This is a genomic window from Micromonospora sp. S-DT3-3-22, from assembly GCF_015354745.1.
Lineage (GTDB): Bacteria > Actinomycetota > Actinomycetes > Mycobacteriales > Micromonosporaceae > Micromonospora > Micromonospora wenchangensis.
This window is the reverse complement of sequence record NZ_JACGMO010000133.1, coordinates 1-20,925: the sequence shown is the minus strand read 5'-3', so window position 1 is coordinate 20,925 and position 20,925 is coordinate 1. Positions and strand designations below refer to the sequence as shown.

17 protein-coding genes, 1 pseudogene and 1 riboswitch are annotated in these 20,925 nt (G+C 75.1%); of the genes and pseudogenes, 8 read left to right on the top strand and 10 right to left on the bottom strand.

Annotated elements, in window-relative coordinates:
* From H1A17_RS28545 to H1A17_RS28525, 5 genes are all read right to left on the bottom strand, one after another.
* Nucleotides 1–1,309 (bottom strand): ATP-binding protein (locus H1A17_RS28545; RefSeq protein WP_194823336.1); only part of this gene is annotated, 1,309 nt, incomplete at its 3' end.
* 47 nt (nucleotides 1,310–1,356) lie between these two features.
* Nucleotides 1,357–5,088 (bottom strand): cobaltochelatase subunit CobN, encoded by a 3,732-nt coding sequence (cobN, locus tag H1A17_RS28540; protein WP_194823334.1) that lies wholly within the window; start codon nucleotides 5,086–5,088, stop codon nucleotides 1,357–1,359.
* A 309-nt stretch (nucleotides 5,089–5,397) separates the two neighbouring features.
* Nucleotides 5,398–5,527: riboswitch (cobalamin riboswitch) on the bottom strand.
* Between the two features lie 833 nt (nucleotides 5,528–6,360).
* The gene (locus H1A17_RS28535; protein WP_194823335.1) at nucleotides 6,361–6,696 is read right to left on the bottom strand and encodes a hypothetical protein; all 336 of its coding nucleotides are present in this window, start codon (nucleotides 6,694–6,696) and stop codon (nucleotides 6,361–6,363) included.
* A gap of 91 nt (nucleotides 6,697–6,787) precedes the next feature.
* Nucleotides 6,788–7,687, bottom strand: a complete 900-nt coding sequence (locus H1A17_RS28530; RefSeq protein ID WP_194823333.1) for an aldo/keto reductase — start codon at nucleotides 7,685–7,687, stop codon at nucleotides 6,788–6,790.
* Between the two features lie 73 nt (nucleotides 7,688–7,760).
* Complete coding sequence (locus tag H1A17_RS28525) at nucleotides 7,761–9,002, bottom strand: MFS transporter (protein ID WP_145919772.1); 1,242 nt, start codon at nucleotides 9,000–9,002, stop codon at nucleotides 7,761–7,763.
* 251 nt (nucleotides 9,003–9,253) lie between these two features.
* Between H1A17_RS28525 and H1A17_RS28520 the strand changes: the two genes are divergently transcribed.
* Nucleotides 9,254–10,057 (top strand): BTAD domain-containing putative transcriptional regulator, encoded by an 804-nt coding sequence (locus H1A17_RS28520; protein WP_309236893.1) that lies wholly within the window; start codon nucleotides 9,254–9,256, stop codon nucleotides 10,055–10,057.
* A 4-nt stretch (nucleotides 10,058–10,061) separates the two neighbouring features.
* Here the strand turns inward: H1A17_RS28520 and H1A17_RS28515 are convergent, their stop codons facing one another.
* The 5 genes from H1A17_RS28515 to H1A17_RS28495 all read right to left on the bottom strand — a co-directional run bounded on the left by H1A17_RS28515 (nucleotide 10,062) and on the right by H1A17_RS28495 (nucleotide 15,630).
* Nucleotides 10,062–11,273, bottom strand: coding sequence for an MFS transporter (locus tag H1A17_RS28515; RefSeq protein ID WP_194823332.1), 1,212 nt, complete (start codon nucleotides 11,271–11,273; stop codon nucleotides 10,062–10,064).
* Between the two features lie 240 nt (nucleotides 11,274–11,513).
* Nucleotides 11,514–11,951, bottom strand: a complete 438-nt coding sequence (locus H1A17_RS28510; RefSeq protein WP_194823331.1) for a thioesterase family protein — start codon at nucleotides 11,949–11,951, stop codon at nucleotides 11,514–11,516.
* Nucleotides 11,948–13,129, bottom strand: coding sequence for an acyl-CoA dehydrogenase family protein (locus H1A17_RS35350; RefSeq protein WP_194823330.1), 1,182 nt, complete (start codon nucleotides 13,127–13,129; stop codon nucleotides 11,948–11,950). Before H1A17_RS35350 ends, H1A17_RS28510 begins: the two co-directional genes overlap by 4 nt.
* Nucleotides 13,130–13,141: 12 nt before the next feature.
* Nucleotides 13,142–14,497: an aspartate aminotransferase family protein gene (locus H1A17_RS28500; protein WP_194823329.1), complete on the bottom strand. Its 1,356-nt coding sequence runs from the start codon at nucleotides 14,495–14,497 to the stop codon at nucleotides 13,142–13,144.
* A complete protein-coding gene (locus H1A17_RS28495) occupies nucleotides 14,494–15,630 on the bottom strand; it encodes a 3-oxoacyl-ACP synthase III family protein (RefSeq protein ID WP_194823328.1) in 1,137 nt (378 codons plus the stop codon). Before H1A17_RS28495 ends, H1A17_RS28500 begins: the two co-directional genes overlap by 4 nt.
* 258 nt (nucleotides 15,631–15,888) lie before the next feature.
* On the opposite strand from H1A17_RS28495, the gene H1A17_RS28490 reads away from it, so the two are divergent.
* The 7 genes and pseudogenes from H1A17_RS28490 to H1A17_RS28460 all read left to right on the top strand — a co-directional run.
* Nucleotides 15,889–16,674: an LppM family (lipo)protein gene (locus tag H1A17_RS28490; RefSeq protein ID WP_228544400.1), complete on the top strand. Its 786-nt coding sequence runs from the start codon at nucleotides 15,889–15,891 to the stop codon at nucleotides 16,672–16,674.
* The gene (locus tag H1A17_RS28485; RefSeq protein ID WP_194823327.1) at nucleotides 16,671–17,015 is read left to right on the top strand and encodes a hypothetical protein; all 345 of its coding nucleotides are present in this window, start codon (nucleotides 16,671–16,673) and stop codon (nucleotides 17,013–17,015) included. The genes H1A17_RS28490 and H1A17_RS28485 overlap by 4 nt, the downstream gene beginning before the upstream one ends.
* An 11-nt stretch (nucleotides 17,016–17,026) precedes the next feature.
* Nucleotides 17,027–17,635, top strand: a complete 609-nt coding sequence (locus tag H1A17_RS28480) for a glycine zipper family protein (protein ID WP_194823326.1) — start codon at nucleotides 17,027–17,029, stop codon at nucleotides 17,633–17,635.
* Nucleotides 17,632–18,324: a carboxypeptidase regulatory-like domain-containing protein gene (locus H1A17_RS28475; RefSeq protein ID WP_194823325.1), complete on the top strand. Its 693-nt coding sequence runs from the start codon at nucleotides 17,632–17,634 to the stop codon at nucleotides 18,322–18,324. Before H1A17_RS28480 ends, H1A17_RS28475 begins: the two co-directional genes overlap by 4 nt.
* A 25-nt stretch (nucleotides 18,325–18,349) precedes the next feature.
* Nucleotides 18,350–19,594 (top strand): phage tail sheath subtilisin-like domain-containing protein, encoded by a 1,245-nt coding sequence (locus H1A17_RS28470; RefSeq protein ID WP_194823324.1) that lies wholly within the window; start codon nucleotides 18,350–18,352, stop codon nucleotides 19,592–19,594.
* Nucleotide 19,595: 1 nt separating this feature from the next.
* Entirely contained in the window at nucleotides 19,596–20,078 is a 483-nt protein-coding gene (locus H1A17_RS28465) for a phage tail protein (RefSeq protein ID WP_145919762.1), read from the top strand.
* A pseudogene (locus H1A17_RS28460) lies at nucleotides 20,053–20,925 on the top strand (hypothetical protein); the annotation flags it as partial. The gene H1A17_RS28465 and the pseudogene H1A17_RS28460, both read left to right, overlap by 26 nt.

The window sequence follows — 20,925 nt, the reverse complement described above, 5'->3', positions numbered from 1 at the left end:
ACCGTCCGTCGGCGCGCTCGCCGGCGTCCGGTCCGCCGTCGGCGGCGCGGTCCGGCCACCGGTCGTCCACGGCCGGCGGGGAGGTAGGGCCGGTCCGGGCACGCGGGTCGTCGTCGTGGCCCGGCGATCCGGCGGCGTCCTGCGGCCCTCCGGCAGCATCGGACGGCCCACCGTCCGGTGGCTGCGGACCCGACCCGCCGCCGGGGCCGCCCGCCGAGGGGCCACCCGGCCCACCGGCACCGTCCGGGCCGCCGGGGTCACCCGGACCGCTCGGGCCGGTGTCCGGCGGATCGTCGTCGGGGTGCTCGTCGCGGGCCCGCTGTAACGCCTCGTCGAGGCGCTTCTCGTCCAGGCCGGGGGTGTCGAACGGGTCGCGGCGACGGCGGTGCGGCAGGGCGAGCCGGGCGGCGACCCGGACGTCGTCGGCGGTCACCCGGTCCCGGCCCTGCCAGGCGGCGTGCGCGACGGCCGTGCGGGCGGTGACGATGTCGGCGCGCATCCCGTCCACGTCGAACGCGGCGCAGACCTCGGCGATCTGCCGCAGCGCGCCGTCGGGCAGCAGCACCCCGTCGAGCCGGTCCCGGGCGGCGACCACCCGGGCGGCCACCTCGGCGTCGGCGGCGGCCCACCGGGCGGCGAACCCGGCCGGGTCCGCGTCGGCGGCGAGCCGACGGCGCACCACCTCCACCCGGACCACCGGATCGCGGCTGGCCGCCACCTCGACGGTCAGCCCGAACCGGTCGAGCAGCTGCGGGCGCAGCTCACCCTCCTCCGGGTTCATCGTGCCCACCAGCAGGAACCGGGCGGCGTGACTGACCGAAACCCCCTCCCGCTCGACGTGGCAGCGGCCCATCGCGGCGGCGTCCAGGAGCAGGTCGACCAGGTGGTCGTGGAGCAGGTTCACCTCGTCGACGTAGAGCACCCCCCGGTGGGCGGCGGCGAGCAGGCCCGGCTCGAAGGCGCGTACCCCCTCGGCGAGGGCCTTCTCCAGGTCGAGCGAGCCGACCACCCGGTCCTCGGCGGCCCCGACCGGCAGCTCCACCAGCCGGGCCGGGCGGCGCTCGACCGGCGCGGCGGCCGGGTCGTCGTGCCCGGCGGCATCCGGGTGCGGGCCGTCCGGGCAGGTCGGGTCGGGGGCGGCCGGGTCACAGCCGAACCGGCACCCGGCGACCCGGTCCACCGGCGGGAGCAGCGCGGCCAGCGCCCGGACGGCGGTGGACTTGGCGGTGCCCTTCTCGCCCCGCACCAGCACCCCGCCGATCGCCGGACTGACCGCGTTGAGCAGCAGCGCCAGCCGCATGTCGTCCATCCCGAGCACCGCCGAGAAGGGGTAGCCGCCCACTGTGGTCGGGGGTGTCACTGTCGTTCCTCCAGGTCGCCCTCGGTGGCCAGGTACGTCTCCCGGAGGCGGTCCAGGGTGCTGGGCTCGGGGGCGGCCCACAGGCCACGTTCGGCGGCCTCCAGGAGCCGTTCGGTGATGCCGCGCAACGCCCACGGGTTGGACCGCTCCAGGAACTCCCGGGTCTGCCCGTCGAACAGGTACGCCTCGGCGAGGCGCTCGTACATCCAGTCGTCGACGACCCCGGCGGTGGCGTCGTAGCCGAACAGGTAGTCCACGGTGGCGGCCAGCTCGAACGCACCCTTGTAGCCGTGCCGGCGCATCGCCGCGATCCACTTCGGGTTGACCACCCGGGCCCGGAACACCCGCCGGGTCTCCTCACCGAGGGTGCGGGTGCGCACGTCGTGCGGCATCGCCGAGTCGCCCACGTACGCGGCCGGGGCGGCCCCGGTGAGGTGCCGCACCATCGCCACCATCCCGCCGTGGTACTGGAAGTAGTCGTCGGAGTCGACGATGTCGTGCTCACGGGTGTCCTGGTTCTTCGCCGCCACCGCGATCCGGGCGAAGGAGCGTTCCATGTCGGCCCGAGCCTCCCGCCCGTCCAGGCCCCGGCCGTAGGCGTAGCCGCCCCAGACGGCGTACACCTCGGCCAGGTCGGCGTCGGTGCGCCAGTTGCGGGCGTCGATCAGCGGCAGCAGCCCCGCCCCGTACGCCCCGGGTTTCGAGCCGAAGATCCGGGCGGTGGCCCGCCGCTCGTCGCCGTGTGTGGCGAGGTCGGCGGCCACGTGCGCGCGCAGGTAGTTGTCCCCGGCCGGCTCGTCGAGGGCGGCGACCAGCCGTACCGCGTCGTCGAGAAGGGCGACGACGTGCGGGAACGCGTCCCGGAAGAAGCCGGAGATACGGACCGTGACGTCGACCCGGGGCCGGCCCAGTTCGGCCACCGGCACCACCTCGACGCCGGTGACCCGCCGCGACCGGTCGTCCCACACCGGCCGGCAGCCGAGCAGGGCCAGCACCTCGGCGATGTCGTCGCCCTGGGTACGCATGGCGCTGGTGCCCCACACCGTCAGCCCGACCGACCGCGGATACTCCCCGGTGTCGGCGAGGTAGCGGGCGAGCAGCGAGTCGGCCAGCGCGACCCCGACGTCCCAGGCGTTGCGGCTGGGGATCGCCTTCGGGTCGACGGAGTAGAAGTTGCGGCCGGTGGGCAGCACGTTGACCAGGCCCCGGGTGGGCGACCCGGACGGTCCGGGCGGCACGAACCGGCCGGCGAGCGCGCCGAGGGTGTGGGTGATCTCGTCGGTGGTGCGGTCCAGCCGGGGCACCACCTCGCGGGCGGCGAACCGCAGCACCTCGACGGCGTCGGGGCAGGCCCCGCCGGTCACCTCGGTGACCACCGGGTCGGCCCGGTCGGCGTCCCAGCCGAGGGTCTCCATGCCGAGGACGAGCCGCCGGGCCAGCCCCTCGATCAGGTCCACCGCGTCGGCGGCGGTGACCGCCGGCCCGTCGACCACGTCGGTCAGCGCCGCCGGCACCGCCACCCGTGCCCCGGGCTCGGCGAGCAGCGCCTGCTCGTCCAGGCCGTAGCCGGCGGCGAGGGCCTGCCGCAGGCCGGGCAGGGCACGGCTGCCGCCCCACACCTGCGGGGCGCGCAGCACGGCCAGGACGAGGTTGACCCGGGCCTCACCGGTGGGCACCCCGGCCAGGACGTGCAGCCCGTCGCGGATCTGCACGTCCTTGACCTCGCACAGGTAGCCGTCGAGGTGCAGCACGAAGTCGTCGAAGTCGTCGGCGGCGGGCATCGCCTCGGTGTGCAGGTCGTGGTGGAGTTCGGCGGCGCGCACCAGTTCCCAGATCTGCCCCCGGACCACCGGCACCTTCGCCGGGTCGAGCGCCTGCACGGTGGCGTACTCGTCCAGCAGTTGTTCGAGTTTCGCCAGCTCGCCGTAGGTCTCGGCGCGGGCCATCGGGGGCACCAGGTGGTCGACCACGACGGCGTGCGCCCGCCGCTTGGCCTGGGTGCCCTCGCCGGGATCGTTGACGATGAACGGGTAGACCAGCGGCAGGTCACCGAGGACGGCGTCGGGGGCGCAGTCGGCGGCCAGGCCGAGGCCCTTGCCGGGCAGCCACTCCAGGGTGCCGTGCTTGCCGAGGTGCACCACCGCGTCCGCGCCGAAGCCGCCGTCGGCGACCGGCGCGGCCAGCCACCGGTAGGCGGCCAGGTAGTGGTGGCTGGGCGGCAGGTCGGGGTCGTGGTAGATGGCGATCGGGTTCTCGCCGAAGCCGCGCGGCGGCTGGATCAGCAGGGTGACGTTGCCGAACCGCAGCCCGGCCAGGACGATGTCACCGTCGTCGGTGTAGAGCTGGCCGGGTGGCTCACCCCAGTGTTCCCGCATCCGGTCCCGCAGGTCGACCGGCACCTGGTCGAACCAACGCCGGTAGGTCTCCCCCGGCACCCGGGCCTCGGCGGCGGCCAACTGTTCCGGGGTGAGCCATTCGACGTCGTGGCCCCCGGCGGCGATCAACGCGTGGATCAGCGCGTCCCCGTCGGTGGGTGGTGGCGCGTCGCCGAGGTGGTATCCGGCTTCGGCGAGGGCGGCGAGCAGGCGGACAGCCGAGGCGGGGGTGTCCAGGCCGACGGCGTTGCCGACCCGGGAGTGCTTCGTCGGGTAGGAGCTGAGCACGATCGCCACCCGCTTGTCGGCGTTGGGCAGGTGCCGCAGCCGGGCCTGCCGGACGGCGATCCCGGCGACCCGGGCGGCCCGCTCGGCGTCGGCGGCGTAGACCGACAGCCCGTCGGCGTCGATCCGTTTGAACGAGAACGGCACGGTGACGATCCGGCCGTCGAACTCGGGGATGGCCACCTGCATCGCCGCGTCCAGCGGGGACAGCCCGGCGTCGCTGGCCGCCCACTGTTCCCGGGTGCTGGTCAGGCAGAGCGCCTGGATCACCGGAACGTCGAGGGCGGCGAGCGCGCCGACGTCCCAGGCGTCCTCGTCGCCTCCGCCGGAGGCGTCGGCGGCGACCGTCCCCCCGGCGGCGAGGACGGTCACGACGAGCGCGTCGCAGCGGGCGAAGAGGTCCAGCGGCCCGTCGCCGGGGGTGAGCCCGCGCAGCGAGCCGCAGAAGATCGGCAGCGGCTCGCCGCCGGCCGCGTCGACCGCGTCGGCCAGGGTCCGCACGAAGTCGGTGTTGCCGGCCAACGCGTGCGCCCGGTAGAACACGATCCCCACCGTCGGCCGCCCGCCGTCCCCCCGCAGCCCGTCCGTCCCGGCCGCCGGATCGGCCGGGTCGGCGGGGTCGCCCGGGGCGGTCGGGCGGCGGTGGTCGAGGATGCCGTACGGCGGGGTGGGGGTGGGCGGGTCGAAGCCCTCACCGGTGAGCAGGACCGTGTCGGAGAGGAACCGGGCGAGCTGGGCGAGGTTCTCCGCGCCCCCCTCCACCAGGTAGGACAGCGCTTCGGTGGCCACCCCGGAGGCCACCGTGGAGGCCGCCATCAGCTCCGCGTCGGGCACCGCCTCGCCGCCGAGCACGATCGTGGGGACGCCGGAGCCGAGCACCGCCGCGAGGCCGTCCGGCCACGCCTGCCGCCCGCCGAGCAGCCGTACGACGGCCAGGTCGACCCCGTCGAGCAGGGCCGGTACGGCGGCCACGTCGACCCGGGTGGGGTTGGCGAGGCGGTAGTCGGCGGCGCTGGTGCGGGCGGCGAGCAGATCGGTGTCGGCGGTGGACAGCAGCAGGATGCGCACGTGCAGCTCCGGAGAGTGACGTCCGGCTCGGCCGCAGGGCCGGGCCGAGCGGGGCGGGAGGGACGCCGGTCAGCGGCGGCGGAGGTCCGACGCGCCCCGCCGACGACGGGGCACCCGGACCGGCCGTCAGCGGTACGTGGCAGGCCGACCGCCCCGGCGACGACCGGCGGCGGTGGGAGGGGTGGGAGCACGCGGCGGCGCGGGCTCGACGGTGCTGCGGGAATCACCGACCGTCATCGGGTCGGCAGTGACGCTGCGCGTCATCGGGTCCTCCTCGGGTGTCCACGCCCTGGGGTTCTCCGACGGCCGAAGTATCCTGGCTTCCGGATCGATGCTCACCCCCGGCCTTCCAACCGTGCACGCACGGTCGTGACCCACGAGGGGGGATCGCTCCCCGGTGACAGTGGCGGGACCGCGTCGGAATCGCACCGACTTCCTTCACTGCCGTCAGGCCGCGAATGCTGCCACACTCCTCACCCCGAGGTCAACGGCGGCCACCGCCCCCACGGCGGCACCGATCGACCCCCGTGGCCAGGCCGGCGGCGGCTCTCGTCGTCCAGCGGGGTCGGCACCCGCTCCCCGCATCCCACGGATCGGCCCGCCCCGTCCCGACGGCCGACCCGAACCGCCCTGCGTCGGACACGCCGGGCCCTCCTCAGGTGCCCGCCGACGGTCCCGTCCCGCCCACCGACCGCCGCGGAGCCGACCCGGGTGTGCCGTCCCCGGGCGGGTCGTCCCCCAGGCCGCCCGTTGCCGGACGGCCCGTTGCCGGTGGCTGGCCGGCCACGGGCGGTCGGGATACCTCTGTCACACGCTGTCGAGCTGATGACGTCACCGACTCGGGGCCGGCGTGGTCAGGCCTGACCGGACGGTGGCCAGGCCGGCAGCGTCGGCCACCTACCCGACGCCGCAGGGCTGCCCCGGCCCGGTGCCGCCGGGCCGCGCCGCCCCGACACTGGGGTCACCCCGGCCCGACACTGCGGTCGCCCCGGCCCGACACTGGGGTCACCCCGGCCCGACACTGCGGTCGCCCCGGCCCGACACTGGGGTCGCCCCGGCCCGACACTGCGGTCGCCCCGGCCGGGCGGTCCGGGTCGTCCCCGCCCGGCCGGCCCCGATCCGTCACCGTCATCAGCTCGAAAGGGCCCGCGTCGACCTACCCCCGCCCCGGGGCGGCCGGCGGCCCGGCGCGCGCAGCCGCCACCGCAGCCACCCCACCCCGGGGCAGCACCCCACGGCCTCCGCCGTACCCCACGCGCCGCTGGGGGGGGATCAGCGGAGGCGGCGCTCGGGATGGGCCCGGTTCCAGGCCCGCATCCGCTCCGGGTATCCGGTCTTCGCCGCCTCGTACAGGGGCACCGCGTGCCGGTGGGCCAGCTTCGCCGCCGTACGCGGGGAGCCGGTGCGGCGGCGGATCCACTCCCCGTCGTGCGCGATCGCCACCACGGTGGTGTCGGTGGCGGTCGTCTCGGGTTCGAGATAGAACTCCACCCCCCGGTGGGCGGCCACGAAGTCCGCCAACGCGGTCAGGTCGTCCCGGGTGGCCTCCCGGTCGAGCTTGGTCGGGATGCCCTCGTCAGCCCGGGGCCGTCGGCTGAACCAGCCCATCTGCCCGTTCCTCTCCTCGGCGTCCCTCCAGTGGAGCATCCCCACCTGGAAGGGCGCTGCGAACCCGGTGACAGCCGGCTGAGCGGCCTGTTCACGCCCGGTCGAGGGCAGCCAGCTCGTCGGGGGTGAGCCGCAGCGTCCCGGCGGCGACGTTCTCGGCCAGGTGGGCCGGGTCGCCGGTGCCGGGGATGGCCAGCACGTGCGGGCCCTGGTGCAGCGTCCAGGCGAGGCGGACCTGCTGCGGGGTGGCGTCGTGGGCACGGGCGACGGCGCGTACCGCCGCACCGTGGTCGGTGCGGGCCCCGCCCTCCCGGTTGGCCCCGGCAAGCGCGAAGAACGGCACGTAGGCGATGCCCCGGGCACCGCACTCACGGAGCAGGGCGTCCTGGTCGCCGCGGTTGTCCAGGGCGTAGTTGTTCTGCACGCAGACCACCGGGGCGATGCGCTGCGCCTCGTCGAGGTGGTCGAGGCGGACGTTGGACAGGCCCAGGTGCCGGATCAGGCCGGCGTCGCGCAGTTCGGCCAGCGCGCCGAAGCGTTCCGCCACGGAGTCGGGCGCGGGGCGTTTGACGATCCGCAGGTTGACCAGGTCGAGGTGGTCGCGGCCGAGCCGGCGCAGGTTCTCCTCCACCTGGGCGCGCAGCTGCGCCGGGCCGGCCTCCTCGTGCATCCCGGTGGCCGGGTCGGCCCGGAAGCCGACCTTGGTGGCGACGACCAACCCCTCCGGGTACGGGGCGAGCGCGGCGCGGATCAGCTCGGTGGCGTACCGGGCGGGGCCGGTGCCGACCTTCAGGGTGCCGCCGGGTGAGACGTAGAACGCGGCGGTGTCGATGTGGTCGACCCCCAGCTCGACGGCCCGGCGCAGGACGCGCAGCGCCCGTTCCCGGTCGGGGTGGGCGGTGATCCGCATTGAGCCGAAGCCCATCCGGTGCACGGTGCGGTCGCCCAGGGTCCAGCGGCCCGCCGCTGCGGCGGTGATCTCGGTCGGCATGCGGCGACCCTAGCCAGCGGCGGCGGCCCCGGGGAACGGCCGCGCACCCGATACCGGCGGGGGCCGACGACTGTTAGTTTTCCTGTACCGGGCCGACGGGGTGCTGCGGGCCGGTGCCGGCCGGCGGACGGGTCGCCGGCACCAGCGCCAGGGTGGGGATCAGCAGCACCGGCACCACCAGCAGGGCGTGCAGGATGCCGACATGGTCGCCGAGCAGGCCGAGCAGCGGCGGGCTGGCCAGGAACGACGTGTAGCCGATCACCGCGACGACGCTGACCCGGGCGGGGGCGCGTTCCTCGTCGTCGGCGGCGGCGCTCATCCCGACCGGGAACCCGAGCGACGCGCCGAGCCCCCAGAGGACCACGCCGACGACGGCGAGCGGCCCGGAACCGGCCAGCACCGCCAGCAGGGAGCCGGCGGCGGCCAGCAGGATCGTGCCGATCAGCACCGGCACCCGGCCCCAGCGGTCGATGGCCACGGTGCCGGCGGTCCGGCCGATGGTCATGCCGGCGACGAAGACCCCGAAGACGGCGGCCCCGGCGGCCTCGCTGGCCCCGTAGCCGTCGACGAAGGCGACCGCCAGCCAGTCGTTGGCGCTGCCCTCGGTGAACGCCATCACCAGCACCAGCGCGCCGATGAGCAGGGTGCGCGGCTCGCGCCAGGCCGCGAGCAGGCCACCCCGGCGGGTCGACGCGGCACCGTCGGCGGTCGAGGCGGCCGGGGCGGGCAGGAAGTTGCGCGCGCCGAGCAGGGTGCCGCCGAACACCACCACCGCCAGCACCGTCAGGTGCACGGTGATCGGCACACCGAGCCGGGCCGCGCCCGCGCCGAGCCCGGCGCCGGCCACCGAGCCGAGGCTCCAGGCGGCGTGGAAGCGGGGCAGGATGGTGCGGCCGAGCCGTTTCTCCACCGCCGCGCCCTCGACGTTCATCCCCACGTCGCAGGTGCCGGAGCCGTAGCCGAGGGCGAACAGGCCGACCGCGACGCCGGGCAGCGAGCCGAGCGGGGCGGCGACGCCCACCCCGACCAGACCGACCGCCACCAGCACGGTCGAGGCGACGACGGTGCGGGCCGGGCCGAGCCGCTGGGTCACCAGGCCGGCGCTGGTCAGCGCCAGCACGGCGCCGCCGGACATGGCCAGCAGCAGCAGTCCGAGCCGGCCGGCGCTGAGGCCGAGCGCGTCGCGGACCGCCGGGACCCGGGAGAACCAGGTCGCCACGGCGAGGCCGTTGAGGGCGAAGACCACCGCGACCCCGGTACGGGCGGCCCGTACCACCCGGGGCGGGACGGTTCGGTTCTCGGTGGCGGTGTTCACGGCGCGCGGTCCTCTTCCCTGGCGTGGCTTTCCCGGTGTGGCCGTTTCTCCCGGTCCGATGTGTCCCGGCCGGGCCCGACGTCCCCCACCGCTGATCTCACACCGCTTTCGTCACGGCCACAAGCGCGTTGTGCTCCTTACCGCAGCGGCGCAGCCGAACGGAGATGGCGCGGCACCGTCATTATTGATCGACTAGCTTCAATCAGTGGTGGGGACTGACGGTACGGGGGCACGCGCATCGTGGGGGATTCGTGAAGTTCGGCATACTCGGAACATATGTGATACTTCCCGGGCAGAATTACTGCATCAATGCTCCCAAGCAACGCAATCTGATGGCGGTCCTGACAGTCAACGGAAATGTGCTCATCCCGGTGGAACGCCTGGCCCGCGAGGTGTGGCCCGACGAACCACCCGCCTCGGCCAGCAATCTGATCCGGCAGTACGTCTTCCGCCTCCGGCGCAGTCTGCCCCCGTCGGTGGGGCGGGCCATCATTACCGGCCCGGGTGGCTACAAACTGCGGTTGGCGCGCGGCGACGTCGACAGTCACCTCTTCGACGCCAACGTGGTACGCGGTCGTGCCGCCTTCGCGGCGGGCCGGCTCGACGAGGCGGTACGGGCCCTGTCGGAGGCGTTGGCCGCCTGGCGGGGGGACCCGCTCGCCGACGTCGACCCGTCCCCCTCGATCCTGGCCGAGACCCGGCGGCTCGGTGAACGGCGGCTGCTCGCCATCGAGATGCGCGCCGACGCCTACCTGCGCCTCGGCTGGTACGACGAGGCCGTCGAGGAGCTGGCCGCGCTGGTCACCCTCCACCCCGAGCGGGAACGGCTGCGCGACATGCAGATGCGGGCGCTGTGCCAGGTCGGCCGCCGGGCCGAAGCCCTCGCGGTGTACCGCGACCTGCGCCGGACGCTGGCCGACGGCGTGGGCATCGAGCCGGCGCCGGAGTTGCAGCGGCTGCACCGGCAGGTGCTCGACGGCGACCCGGCGCTCAGCGAGCCGTCCGCCGCCCGCCGGTCCGCCGCGGCCGGATGGTCCGGGTCGGCGTACCGGTGACGGGTCACCGGCCCCGCTCGGGGCGCGACGGCAGCAGGGCCACCGCGAGGGCGAGCGCCGCCACCGCCAGCCCCGCCCCGGTGACCACCGTGGCCGCGCCCCAGCGGGTCAACAGGGGCGCCAGCAGCATGCTGCCCACGGCGAAACCCCAGCCGATCGCCGCGTACTGGAGGGAGAAGCCGGTGGCCCGGCGGTCGGGCGGCAGCACCCGCTCCAGGTGCAGCGACCGGGCCAGCACGGTCGGCCCCTCGAAGAACCCGGCGACGGCGTACAGGGTCAGCAGCGCGACGGCGTGCGGTCGCGCGAGCACCGCGAGCGCGACCACCAGGCCCAGCACCAGCAGGGCGACGTCGGCCTGCCGCTGGTGGCCCCCCGGCCACCCGCGCAGGCTGTAGAGGACGCTGCCGAGGCCGGTCCCGATCGCGTACGCGGCGAGGGCCAGCCCGGCGAGCGACGCCTGCCCGCTGCCGGTGAACAGCGGCACCGCCGCGACCGTCAGCACCCCGAGCAGGACCCGCAGCGCGGCGGTCAACGCCAGGGTGCGGGCCAGCAGGCGTAGCACCGGCAGCACCCGGCTGCGGCCGGCGGCGCGCCGGGCCGACGTCGGGTCGGGCAGGCGCAGGGCCGCCCCGGCGGCGATCGCGGCGGGCAGCGCGGTCAGGCCCACACCGACGGCGGGCGAGACGGCGGCGACGGTCACCCCGACCAGCACCGGCCCGAGCCCCCAGCAGACCTGGTTGAGCACCGTGTCCAGGGACAGCGCCCGGGGCAGCACGGCCGCGTCGACCAGGTGGGTGAGCATCGACCGCAGACCGCCCGGGGCGCCGGCCGGCACCGCACCGGCCAACGCGACGAGGACGACCAGCAGCGCCGTGCCGCCACCGGTGCCGACCACCACGGCGGCGGCCAGGAAGAGCAGCGCCTCGGCGGCCAGGCACCCGGCCAGGACGCGACGCGGGTTCCACCTGTCGATCAGCGCCCCGGCGGCCGGTGCCGCGACCGCTTCGCCGATGGTGTGCGCGCCGACCAGCAGGCCGCTGAGCAGGTAGCCGTCGCTGAGCGCCCGGCCGGCGAAGACCAGCGCCAGCGGAGCCATCGCCACCGGCAGCCGCGCCCCGAAGGTGGCGACCATCCAGCCCACCCAGCCGGGCGAACGCAGGATCGCCCGCAGGGGCGTGCCGGCCCGACCCGAGAGGTCCACCTGCGACGTCGCCACCCGACCCGCCCTTCCGCAGCCCCGTCCACCAGGGACGAACAGTAGTCACCAAAACACGTTCGGCCCCCCACCCCCACCCCCACTCCCGCCCGCCCCCGGCCCACTCCCGCCCGCGTGATCAAGAGGTTTGCGTCAGGAAATGCCGCGGCTGGTGACGCAAACCTCTTGATCACCGCACGAAGGCGCGGGCCGGAGACCGGGCTCCGGGGGCCCCGGCCGGGCCCCCGGAGGGCGGGTGGGCTAGCCGGTCGGGGGTGGCAGTCGGCGGAGGAAGGCGGCCCGGTCGACGACCCGACGCCGGTGGGAGCCGTGACCGAGCACCGTCCCGGTCGGACCGACCACGGTGAAGTCGACGTCGACGTCACGGCCCACGACGGTGAGGGCGACCCGGTAGGTGACCGGCTCGCCGCACCCGGCCGCCGCCGCGTGGGTCAGCGTCACGCCGACGCCGACGGTCATCTCGCCGGCCGCCAGCACCGGGGCGAGCACCTCCACGCAGGTCTGTTCCATCAGGCCCAGCATGGCCGGGGTGGACAGGACCATCAGGCCCTCGTTGCCCCACCGGGTGGCGCAGTCGTCCTCGCGGACCACCCGGGTGCGCTCCCCCTCGACCCGACGCCCCTCCCCCATCCCGGCGGCGGGTGCGGTCACGCTGTCGGGGCCGGTCGGGGCGGTCACGCCGGCACCGCCGGTGCGTCGACCGGGGCGGTGTAGCGGCGTACCACGTCCTTGTAGATGTTCTTCTTCTGCATCTCGGTGGTGCCGCCGGCGATCCGGATGGCGACGGCGTCGCGCAGGTGCCGTTCGATGCCGCCGGCCCGGTCGTAGCCGGCGTGCCCGAAGATCTGGACCAGTTCGACGGTGGACCGGACCGCTCCCTCGGAGGCGGCCAGCTTGGCGCAGGAGGCGAGCGCGCTGTAGGCGTCGTCGCCCCGGACCAGCGCGTCGGCGGCGGCGTAGGCGAGATGCCGGGCCGACTCGATGGTGGTCCGGATGCCGACGACCTTGTCCTGGATGAACTCGTGCTCGCCGATGGGGACGCCGAACGCCCGGCGTTCGGCGCAGCGGCGCAGCACCACGGGGAGCAGCGCCTCCAGTTGGGCGGCGACCACGACGCCGTACATGAGCCGGTCGAAGGCCAGGAACGAGTAGAGGGTGGCGAGCCCGTCGCCGGGTGGACCGACCACGTCGGCCGGGCCGACCGGCACCCCGTCCAGGATGATCGGCCCGGTGGGGCTGGTCCGCTGGCCGAGCAGGTCCTCGGCCGCGCCGGTGTCGACGCCGGGCCGGTCGCCCTCCAGCACGAACAGGGTGATGTCCCGGGTGCCGATGCCGTCGAGCCGGCCGACGATCAGCAGGTGGTCGGCGACGGGCGCGTTGGTGATGTGCGCCTTGTGCCCGGTGAGCCGCCAGTCGTCGACGCCGTGCACGCTGGCCCGGGTGCCGACGGCGGCGACGTGGGAGCCGCCGGCCGGTTCGGTGGCGGCGGTGGCGCCCACCGCGCCGCCGGCCAGCGCCGGCAGCAGCCGTCGGCGCTGTTCGGGGGTGCCGTGTTCGCACAGCACGTGCAGCAGGCCGGCGTGGGCGACGGCGGACAGCACGAAACCGGAGTCGTCCGCGCCCTGGGCGAGCCCCTCCAGGCCGGCCAGGAAGTCCCACAGGGTGCCCCCGTCGCCGCCGTGCTCGCGGGGCAGGTGGGCGGTCCAGAACCCCTCGTCGGCCAGCGCCTGCCAGGACTTGGTGTCGAAGACCCCGGCGCGGTCGCGCTCGGCGGTGCCGGGGGCGACGGCCGTCGCGGCGAAGCGGCGGAACCGTTCCCGGCGGGCGTGTTGCTCCTGCGTCCAGGTGATCTGCATCGTCGTGCCCTCTCAGCCGGCCTCGGTGATGTCGTGCAGGGTGAGCCGGACGGCGGCGGTGAAGGCCGCCACGTCGTCTCCGGTGGTGCAGGTGGTGACGCAGCCCATGCCCCGGGGCGCCACGATCACGCCGTGGTTGAGCAGGCCCAGGAAGAAGGCGTGCTGGCGGGCGGCGTCGACGCCGCGGACGTCCCGGAACACCTCGACCCGGCGCGGGCCGATGTGCACGTTGAACAGGGAGCCGACGCCGGTGACGACGGCGTCGACCGACGCGTCGGCGAAGACCCCGGTCAGCTCCCGGCGCAGCAGGTCGCCGGTGCGGTTGAGCGCGTCGATGGTGGCCACGTCGAGCTTGCCCAGGGTGACGATGCCGGCGGCGACGCTCAGCGCGTTGCCGGTGAACGTGCCGCCCTGGTAGAGCACCGGGCCACCGGAGCGGGAATCGTAGACGTCGGTGCCGCCCTGGGGTTCGAGCAACCCCATGATGTCGGCCCGGCCGCCGTACGCGCCGATCGGCAGCCCGCCACCGATGATCTTGCCCATGGTGGTCAGGTCGGGGGTGACCCCGTACGCCTGCTGCGCGCCGCCGTACGCCAGCCGCAGCGTGATCACCTCGTCGAAGACCAGCAGGATGCCCAGTTCGTCGCAGGTGGCCCGCATCGCGGTCAGGTACTCGGCGGTGGCCGGGATCATGCCGCCGACGCCGAGCACCGGTTCGAGCACCAGCGCCGCCAGCCGGTCGGCGTGGGCGCGCAGGATCTCCTGCGACGCGGTGACGTCGTTGAACGGCACCACCAGGGTCTCCCGGGTGCGGGAGGCGGGGATGCCGCGCATCTCCGGCACGGAGGCGGGCGACCGGACGTCACCGGCGAGGTCGGCCGGTGGCCGTACGCTGATCATGACGTCGTCGGTGGTGCCGTGGTAGCCACCCTCGGCCTTGGCGACCAGCGGGCGGCCGGTGTGGGCCCGCGCCAGCCGCAGCGCGAACATCACCGCCTCGGTGCCGGAACCGGTGAACCGGACCCGGTCCAGGCTCGGCACCCGCGCCACCAGCAGCTCCGCCAGCTCGGCCTCCAGGGTGCGGGAGAACGAGTGCGAGGTGCCGTGCGGCAACTGCTCCCGGAGGGCGGCGGTGACGTCCGGGTCGGCGTAGCCCAGCGGCAGGCCGGTGTAGTTGGCCAGGAAGTCGCGGTAGGCGTTGCCGTCGACGTCCCAGACCGTGCCGCCGGCCCCCCGGTCCAGGTAGACCGGGTACGGCGGCCAGGAGTTGAGGCTGCGGGTCGCGCCGGCCGGGATCGTCCGGCCGACCCGGGCGAAGTGCTCCTTCGAGCCGGGGGTGCGCTTCGCGTAGTCGGACAGGATGCTCATGCCGGTAGCTCCTCGCGGGTCGGCTGGCCGGCCGTGCCGCCGGGCCAGGTGATCAGGGCGCTCCCCCAGGTCATCCCTCCGCCGAAGGCGGCGAGCAGGACCCGGGCACCGGGGCGGACCCGGCCGGCGTCGATCGCCGCGTCGAGGGTGACCGGCACCGACGCGGCGCCGGTGTTGCCGTAGTGGGTGCCGCTGATCGCCACCTGGTCGGCGACGAAGCCCAGTTCCTTGGTCACCTCGCGCAGCAGCCGCACGTTGGCCTGGTGCGGGACGAGCAGGTCGAGGTCGGCGACGGTCAGCCCGCAGGCGGCGGTGGCGTCGGCGACGAGTTCCGGCAGTTTGCGTTCGGCGAACGCGCGTACCGCCCGGCCGTCCATCGTGAAGTAGTGCCCGCCGTGGGCGACGGTGGCGGTGCTGGCCGGGGCGCGGCTGCCACCGGCGGGGATCCGGACGAGGTCGTGCTGCCGGCCGTCGCTGCCCAGCCGGGTGTAGGCGATGCCGGCGGCGTCGGCCGAGCGGCCCAGCACCACCGCGCCCGCGCCGTCGCCGAAGAGGACCGAGGTGCGCCGGTCGGTGTAGTCGAGGATGCGCGAGTAGGTGTCCGCGCCGATCACCACGGCGTACCCGATGGTCGGGTCGCACCGCATGATCTTGTGGGCGACGTCCAGGGCGTAGACGAAGCCGGTGCAGACGGCGTCCAGATCCATCGCGTACGCGCCCCACGCGCCGAGGTTGGCCTGCACCCGGCAGGCGGTGGCGGGCAGCGGCAGGTCCGGGGTCGAGGTGCCCAGGATGATCAGGCCGACCTCGGCGGCGTCGACGCCGGCCCGGTCGAGGGCCTGCCGGGCGGCGTGGGTGGCGAGGTCGGAGGTGGCCTCGCCGGGCGCGGCGACCCGCCGTTCGTGGACCCCGGTCCGGTCGACGATCCAGTCGGCCGTGACACCGAGCGCCGTGGCCAGGGACGCGTTGGTCACCACCTGCTCGGGTACGCAGGCGCCGGTGGCGAGGATGCCCGGCGTCGCACCCGGGGTGCGGTCGGCGGCGGCGCGGGGTCGGGCGGGACTGGCAGCGGGCCGTCGTGGGTCATGGCGGCTGCGTTCGGTCGGGCTTGCCTGTTCGGCGTCGGCATGCATGTCCCCAGGCTGCCGTCGGCGTGTTCAGGACCCGTCGCCGCCGAGATTTAACGCAGATCTAGCGGCGGCGGGAATTACGGCGCAAACCGTCGTCCACAATGGTGGTAAAGGGTCGACAATGGACGCCGACCCTCCAGAATATCGGCCGCCGGCCCATTTCGTGCCGGCCGGACCGATAGGCGGCTCGGTAAGATCGGAGACAGCCATCTGACCGATCGCCGACTGCCCGGTGTGAAGTGGATCACACACAATGTGCCCATGAAAACCGGACGCGGACGCGGCAGGGCGGTACGGCTCACGGCGTGTCTGGCCCTGCTGACCCTGCTGGCCGGATGCATGCAGCTCAACCTGGGGCTGACCGTCAACGCCGACGACACCGTCGACGGGCAACTCCTGCTCACCGCAGAGAAATCGGTCCTCAGCAGCCGCAACAAGAACCTCGCGGTCGCCTACGCCGAACTGCGGGAGAACATCCCCACCCTGCCCGCCGGTGAGGAGACCGTCTACGAGGACGAGCGTTTCTACGGCGCACAGATCAGCTATCGGCGCACCCCGCTGAAGAGCTTCACGAGCGAGAGCGTGAATCTCGTCCGCGACGGCGATCTCTACCGGTTCAGCCTGCCGCTCGACCCCAGGAAATACGGCGGAAAGGTCGCCGAACAGAATCCGCAGAACCAGCAGACGTTCCTCCAGTTGATGTCGTTCGAGATCTCGGTGACCTTTCCCGGCCGGGTGATCGACTCCAACGGCACGCTCAACGGGCGCTCGGTGAGCTGGAAGGTCGTCGCCAACCAGCCCAAGCCGGCCGAGCTGCGGGCGATCGCCGAGGCGCCGCCACGCCCCACCCCGTCGGCCAGCCCGGCCGCCGCCAGCGGTACGGACGGCCCGGGCGGCTCCGGGTGGCTGCCGGTGGCCGTGGGGGTCCTGGTCCTGCTCCTGCTGGCCGGCGGGGTCACCGCCGTCCTGCTGCGCCGTCGGGGCGGCACCGCCGCCACCCCGGCCGCCCCCGCCCATCCCGCACCACCCGAAGGGGGATCGCCGTGAACGATCTCTTCACCTGGGCCGCCCTCGGCACCGTGGCCGGTGCCAGCGCCGCCACCCTGCTCACCGCCAACGTCATCGGCGGCCTGCTCGGCCCGAACAGCGACAAGGCCCGCAAGTGGATCGCCCTGGGCGTGGCGCTGCTCCTGTCGTACGCCACCGCGGCGTTCGCCACCGACGCGGGCGGCGAGAAGTGGCTGATCGCGTTCTTCAACGGCCTGGTCATCTTCTCCGCCGCGCTGGGCGTCAACCAGCTACCGCCCGGCAACCGGCAGCCCACCCAGGCCACCCCCGGCCAGCTCGCCCAGGGGCGGGAGCCCCGTTTCGTCCGTTCCTGGGTCTGAGGAGGCGCGTCATGGTCTACGGAATCGTCAGCGCCGCCGTCCACGTCCTGTGCGGGGCGGCGCTCGGGGCGACCGCCGGTGGCCCGGTGGGGCTGCTGGTCGGCACGGTCGTCGGCCTGCTCGTCGGCGTCCCGTTCGGCTGGTCGGTCGCCGCCGCCCGGGTGTACGGCCCGGACGCCCGGGGCGTGGCGCTGTTCGTCGTCGACCACACCTGGAGCCTGCCGAACACCGCCGCCGGGGCACTCTACCTCGCCCTGCACCTGGTCGTCGGCCACTCGTTGGACCGGCCCACCTCACAGCACAGCTGCCGGGTCAACCTGGTCGAGGGGGTGTCCCCGCGCTACGCCACCACCATCGGCACGGTCTGCGCCGGCTCCGGCCCCGGCATCCAACGCCACGAGGACGTACACATCCTCCAGGCCCGGCTGCTCGGCCCGCTCTACCTGCCGCTGGTCGCGCTCAACTACGTCCTGTTCACCATCGCCCCGGTGTGGCTGCTCTGGCACGACCACGCCAACGCCCCGATCAACCGGTTCACCCGCTACTTCGAGATCGGCGTCTACCCGCACGTGTGGAACGAGGCCATCGCTTACCGCATCCAGGGGACGCCGCCGCGATGACCGGCGACGCGCCGGGACCGGTCGAGGCGGCCACCGCCGAACTGGCCGCCTGGCTGGCCGGGGCGGCCGGCGAGGACGTCCCGGTCGGCCCGCCCGCCGACGGGGGCGTCGGGCTGACCCTGTGGCCGCTGGCCCTGCGGCCGGCCCGGCAGACCCGGGGCACCGGGACGCCCGCGCCGTACCGGTTCACGATCCGCTACCTGGTCGCCGCCGCCGGCCCGGCCGCGCTGGCCGGGCTGGACCGGGTGCTGACCGCCGCCGCCACGGCCGGCGAACCGGAACTGGTGCTGGAGGCCGGCGACCCGGCGCTGTGGGTGACGCTGGGCGTCGCCCCCCGGCCGGCGCTGCTGGTCGACGTGCCGGCCCAGGTGACGTCCACGCCGCCGGTCGCGCCACCGGTGCTGCACCCGCTGCGGCTGCACCGGGTGGCCCTGCGCGACCTCGTCGGCCGGGTCCTCGGCGCGCAGCAGCAACCCCTGGCGGCGCTGCGGGTGGAACTGGTCGGCACCCCGTACGCCACCCACACCGACGCGGGCGGGCGGTTCCGGCTCGCCGGGGTCCCGCACGACCCGGAGCACCCCGGCCAGCCGGTCCGGCTGCGTCTGGTCGGCCGGGGCCGCACCCTCACCGCCGAGGTCGACCCGGCCGACGCGGACATCGTCATCGTCTGCGAACCCCCGGCCCGCTGAGCCGGACCGGCGTACAGGAGGACCGATGCCCCACTACTTCTCCCCCGGCATCTACGTCGAGGAGGTGCCCAGCGCCGCCCGACCGATCGGGCCGGTCGGGATGGCCGTCGCCGCGTTCGTCGGGGTCGCCCCCGACCGGGGCGCGCACGTCGACCGGGCGCTGGCCGTCAACAGCTGGTCGGAGTTCCTCCGGCTGTACGCCGCCGGTGACGGCCTGGAGAGCACCCCGCTGGCCCGGGCGGTCTTCGGCTTCCTCGACAACGGCGGCAGCCGCTGCTGGGTGGTCAACGTCGGTGCCGACGGCCAGCTCACCGGCACCGGGCAGCGGCGCACCGGGCTGCAACTGGTGGAGGCGATCGACGAGGTGGCCATCCTCGCCGCGCCCGGCTTCCACGACCCGGTGTCGCACGAGGCGCTGCTGAGCATGGCCGAGCGGCTGCGCACCATGGTGGCGATCTGCGACCCGCCGCCCGGCATCGAGGACATCTCGACGCTGACCCGGGTGGCCACCCCCGCGCGGCCCGGCAAGCCCGGCGACGGCAAGCCCGGTGACGGCAAGCCCGGCGATCCGGCGACCACCCCGGCCGACACCGACACCGGCACCGCCCACCGGGCCCGGCAGTCCGACTACGGCACCTGCTACTTCCCCTGGCTGCGGGTACGTGACCCGCTCACCGGTGAGCTGGTGCTCACCCCGCCGAGCGGTCACATGGCCGGCATCTGGGCCCGTACCGACGCGCTGCGCGGCGTGCACAAGGCCCCCGCCAACGAGCCGGTGCGCGGCGCGGTCGACCTGGAGTACCTGGTCACCCGCTCGGAGCACGACGTGCTCAACCCCAAGGGGGTCAACGTCATCAGGTACTTCGCCGGGGAGGGCATCCGGGTGTGGGGGGCCCGGACCCTGGCCGCCGAGGCCAGCGAATGGCGCTACCTCAACGTCCGCCGGTTGTCGATCTCCATCGAGCAGGCCATCGCCAACGGCACCCGGTGGATGGTGTTCGAGCCCAACGACTACTCGCTGTGGCGGTCCATCCGGCGCGACATCGGCGCGTTCCTGACCCGGGTGTGGCGCGACGGGGCGCTGCTCGGGCGTACCCCCGAGGAGGCGTTCTTCGTCAAGTGCGACGAGGAGACCAACCCGGTCGACGTCCGCGACGCCGGGATGGTGGTCGCGCACATCGGCATCGCGGTGGTCAAGCCGGCGGAGTTCGTGGTGTTCAAGCTGAGCCAGTGGGCCGGCGGCACCGACACCGAGACGATCGGAGGCTGACATGCCGACCCCGGCCACCCCGCAACCGGGCGCCCCGGTCGACCCGTACCGGGCGTACCACTTCAAGCTGCTCATCAACGGCATCACCAACGGGCACTTCACCGAGGTCAGCGGCCTGGAGATGACGATCGGCCGGCTGTCCTACCGGGAGGCCGGCAACGACCGGGTGCGGTCGGTCCCGGGGCAGGTCGACTACGCGCCGGTGACCCTGCACTTCGGCCTCACCCCGTCGCGTGAGCTGTGGGACTGGGTGCACAGCGCGGCGACCGGGACGGTGAGCCGCCGCAACGTGTCGGTGGTGCTGCTGGACGCCGCCGGCACCGCCGAGGTGCTGCGCTGGAACCTGATCAACGCGTGGCCGATGCGGTGGCGCGGCGCGCACCTGCACACCCTGTCCCAGGAGATCGCGATCGTGGCGTTGACCCTGGCGTACGAGGGGCTGGAGTTGGAGGACGGCAGTGCCGCGGCGTCCACGACCGCGTGACTGGCTGGCCACCCGGCTGCGGGCCGCCGCCGACGCGGTGGCCCCCGCCCCGGCCGTCCCGCCGACCGCCCCGGCCACGCGGTTCACCGGCACCGACCCCGCCGCCCGGTGGGCCGGGCCGGGCCCGGCGTCGCGCGGGCCGGGGCAGCCGCCGGAGCACTGGCTGCGGACGGTCGCCGCGCACGCCCCCGGCCTGCTGCACGACCTGGTCGGGCCGGCCGCCGACGACCCGCCGGGTCCGCCGCCGACCGCCGGCCCGTGGCCCGCACCCCACCCGGGGGTACGCGGACAGTCCACCCCGGCGTCCGCCGAGCCCCCGGCGTACCCGCCCCGGACCGCTGCCCCCACCGCCGGCCGGCACCCCGCACACCCGCCCGTCGAGGTGCCGCCGCCCGCCCCCACCCCACCCACCGGGCCGTGGGGGTCATCGCCGGTGCCGAGCCCGGTGACCGGCACCCACCTCCCCCGACCCGCCGGCCCGGCGGCGGTCACCCCGATCGCCGCGTCGGCGGGTCACCGCACGCACCCGACGTCGGCGTACGACCCGGACCCGGCTACGGCGCACCCGCCCTCGGCGCACGGCCCGGACCAGGCGTCGGCGCACCGCCCGCACCCACCTTCGGCGCACGGTCCCGACCAGTCGACGACCCCCGGCCCGGAGCCGGCGACGGCGGACCGTCCGGGCCCGCAAGCACGGCCCACTGCGGTGGCGGCGCGTCCCGGTCCGGGGTGGACGGCAGGTGCCGGGCTCGGATGGCTGCTCCGACCGGGCCGGCGACGGACCACCCCGCCCCGCACCCCGACGACGGACACCGACCCTGATCGCCGCGCCTGGGCGGGGCACCGG

What these genes read in the sequence shown, in the direction of transcription:
- H1A17_RS28480 (WP_194823326.1), top strand. Translation starts at nt 17,027, where the DNA reads ATGGTCTACGGAATCGTCAGCGCCGCCGTCCACGTCCTGTGCGGGGCG.
- H1A17_RS28500 (WP_194823329.1), bottom strand. Translation starts at nt 14,497, where the DNA reads ATGAGCATCCTGTCCGACTACGCGAAGCGCACCCCCGGCTCGAAGGAG.
- H1A17_RS28490 (WP_228544400.1), top strand. Translation starts at nt 15,889, where the DNA reads ATGAAAACCGGACGCGGACGCGGCAGGGCGGTACGGCTCACGGCGTGT.
- H1A17_RS28530 (WP_194823333.1), bottom strand. Translation starts at nt 7,687, where the DNA reads ATGCCGACCGAGATCACCGCCGCAGCGGCGGGCCGCTGGACCCTGGGC.
- H1A17_RS35350 (WP_194823330.1), bottom strand. Translation starts at nt 13,129, where the DNA reads ATGCAGATCACCTGGACGCAGGAGCAACACGCCCGCCGGGAACGGTTC.
- H1A17_RS28465 (WP_145919762.1), top strand. Translation starts at nt 19,596, where the DNA reads ATGCCGACCCCGGCCACCCCGCAACCGGGCGCCCCGGTCGACCCGTAC.
- H1A17_RS28535 (WP_194823335.1), bottom strand. Translation starts at nt 6,696, where the DNA reads ATGGGCTGGTTCAGCCGACGGCCCCGGGCTGACGAGGGCATCCCGACC.
- H1A17_RS28470 (WP_194823324.1), top strand. Translation starts at nt 18,350, where the DNA reads ATGCCCCACTACTTCTCCCCCGGCATCTACGTCGAGGAGGTGCCCAGC.
- H1A17_RS28495 (WP_194823328.1), bottom strand. Translation starts at nt 15,630, where the DNA reads ATGCATGCCGACGCCGAACAGGCAAGCCCGACCGAACGCAGCCGCCAT.
- H1A17_RS28475 (WP_194823325.1), top strand. Translation starts at nt 17,632, where the DNA reads ATGACCGGCGACGCGCCGGGACCGGTCGAGGCGGCCACCGCCGAACTG.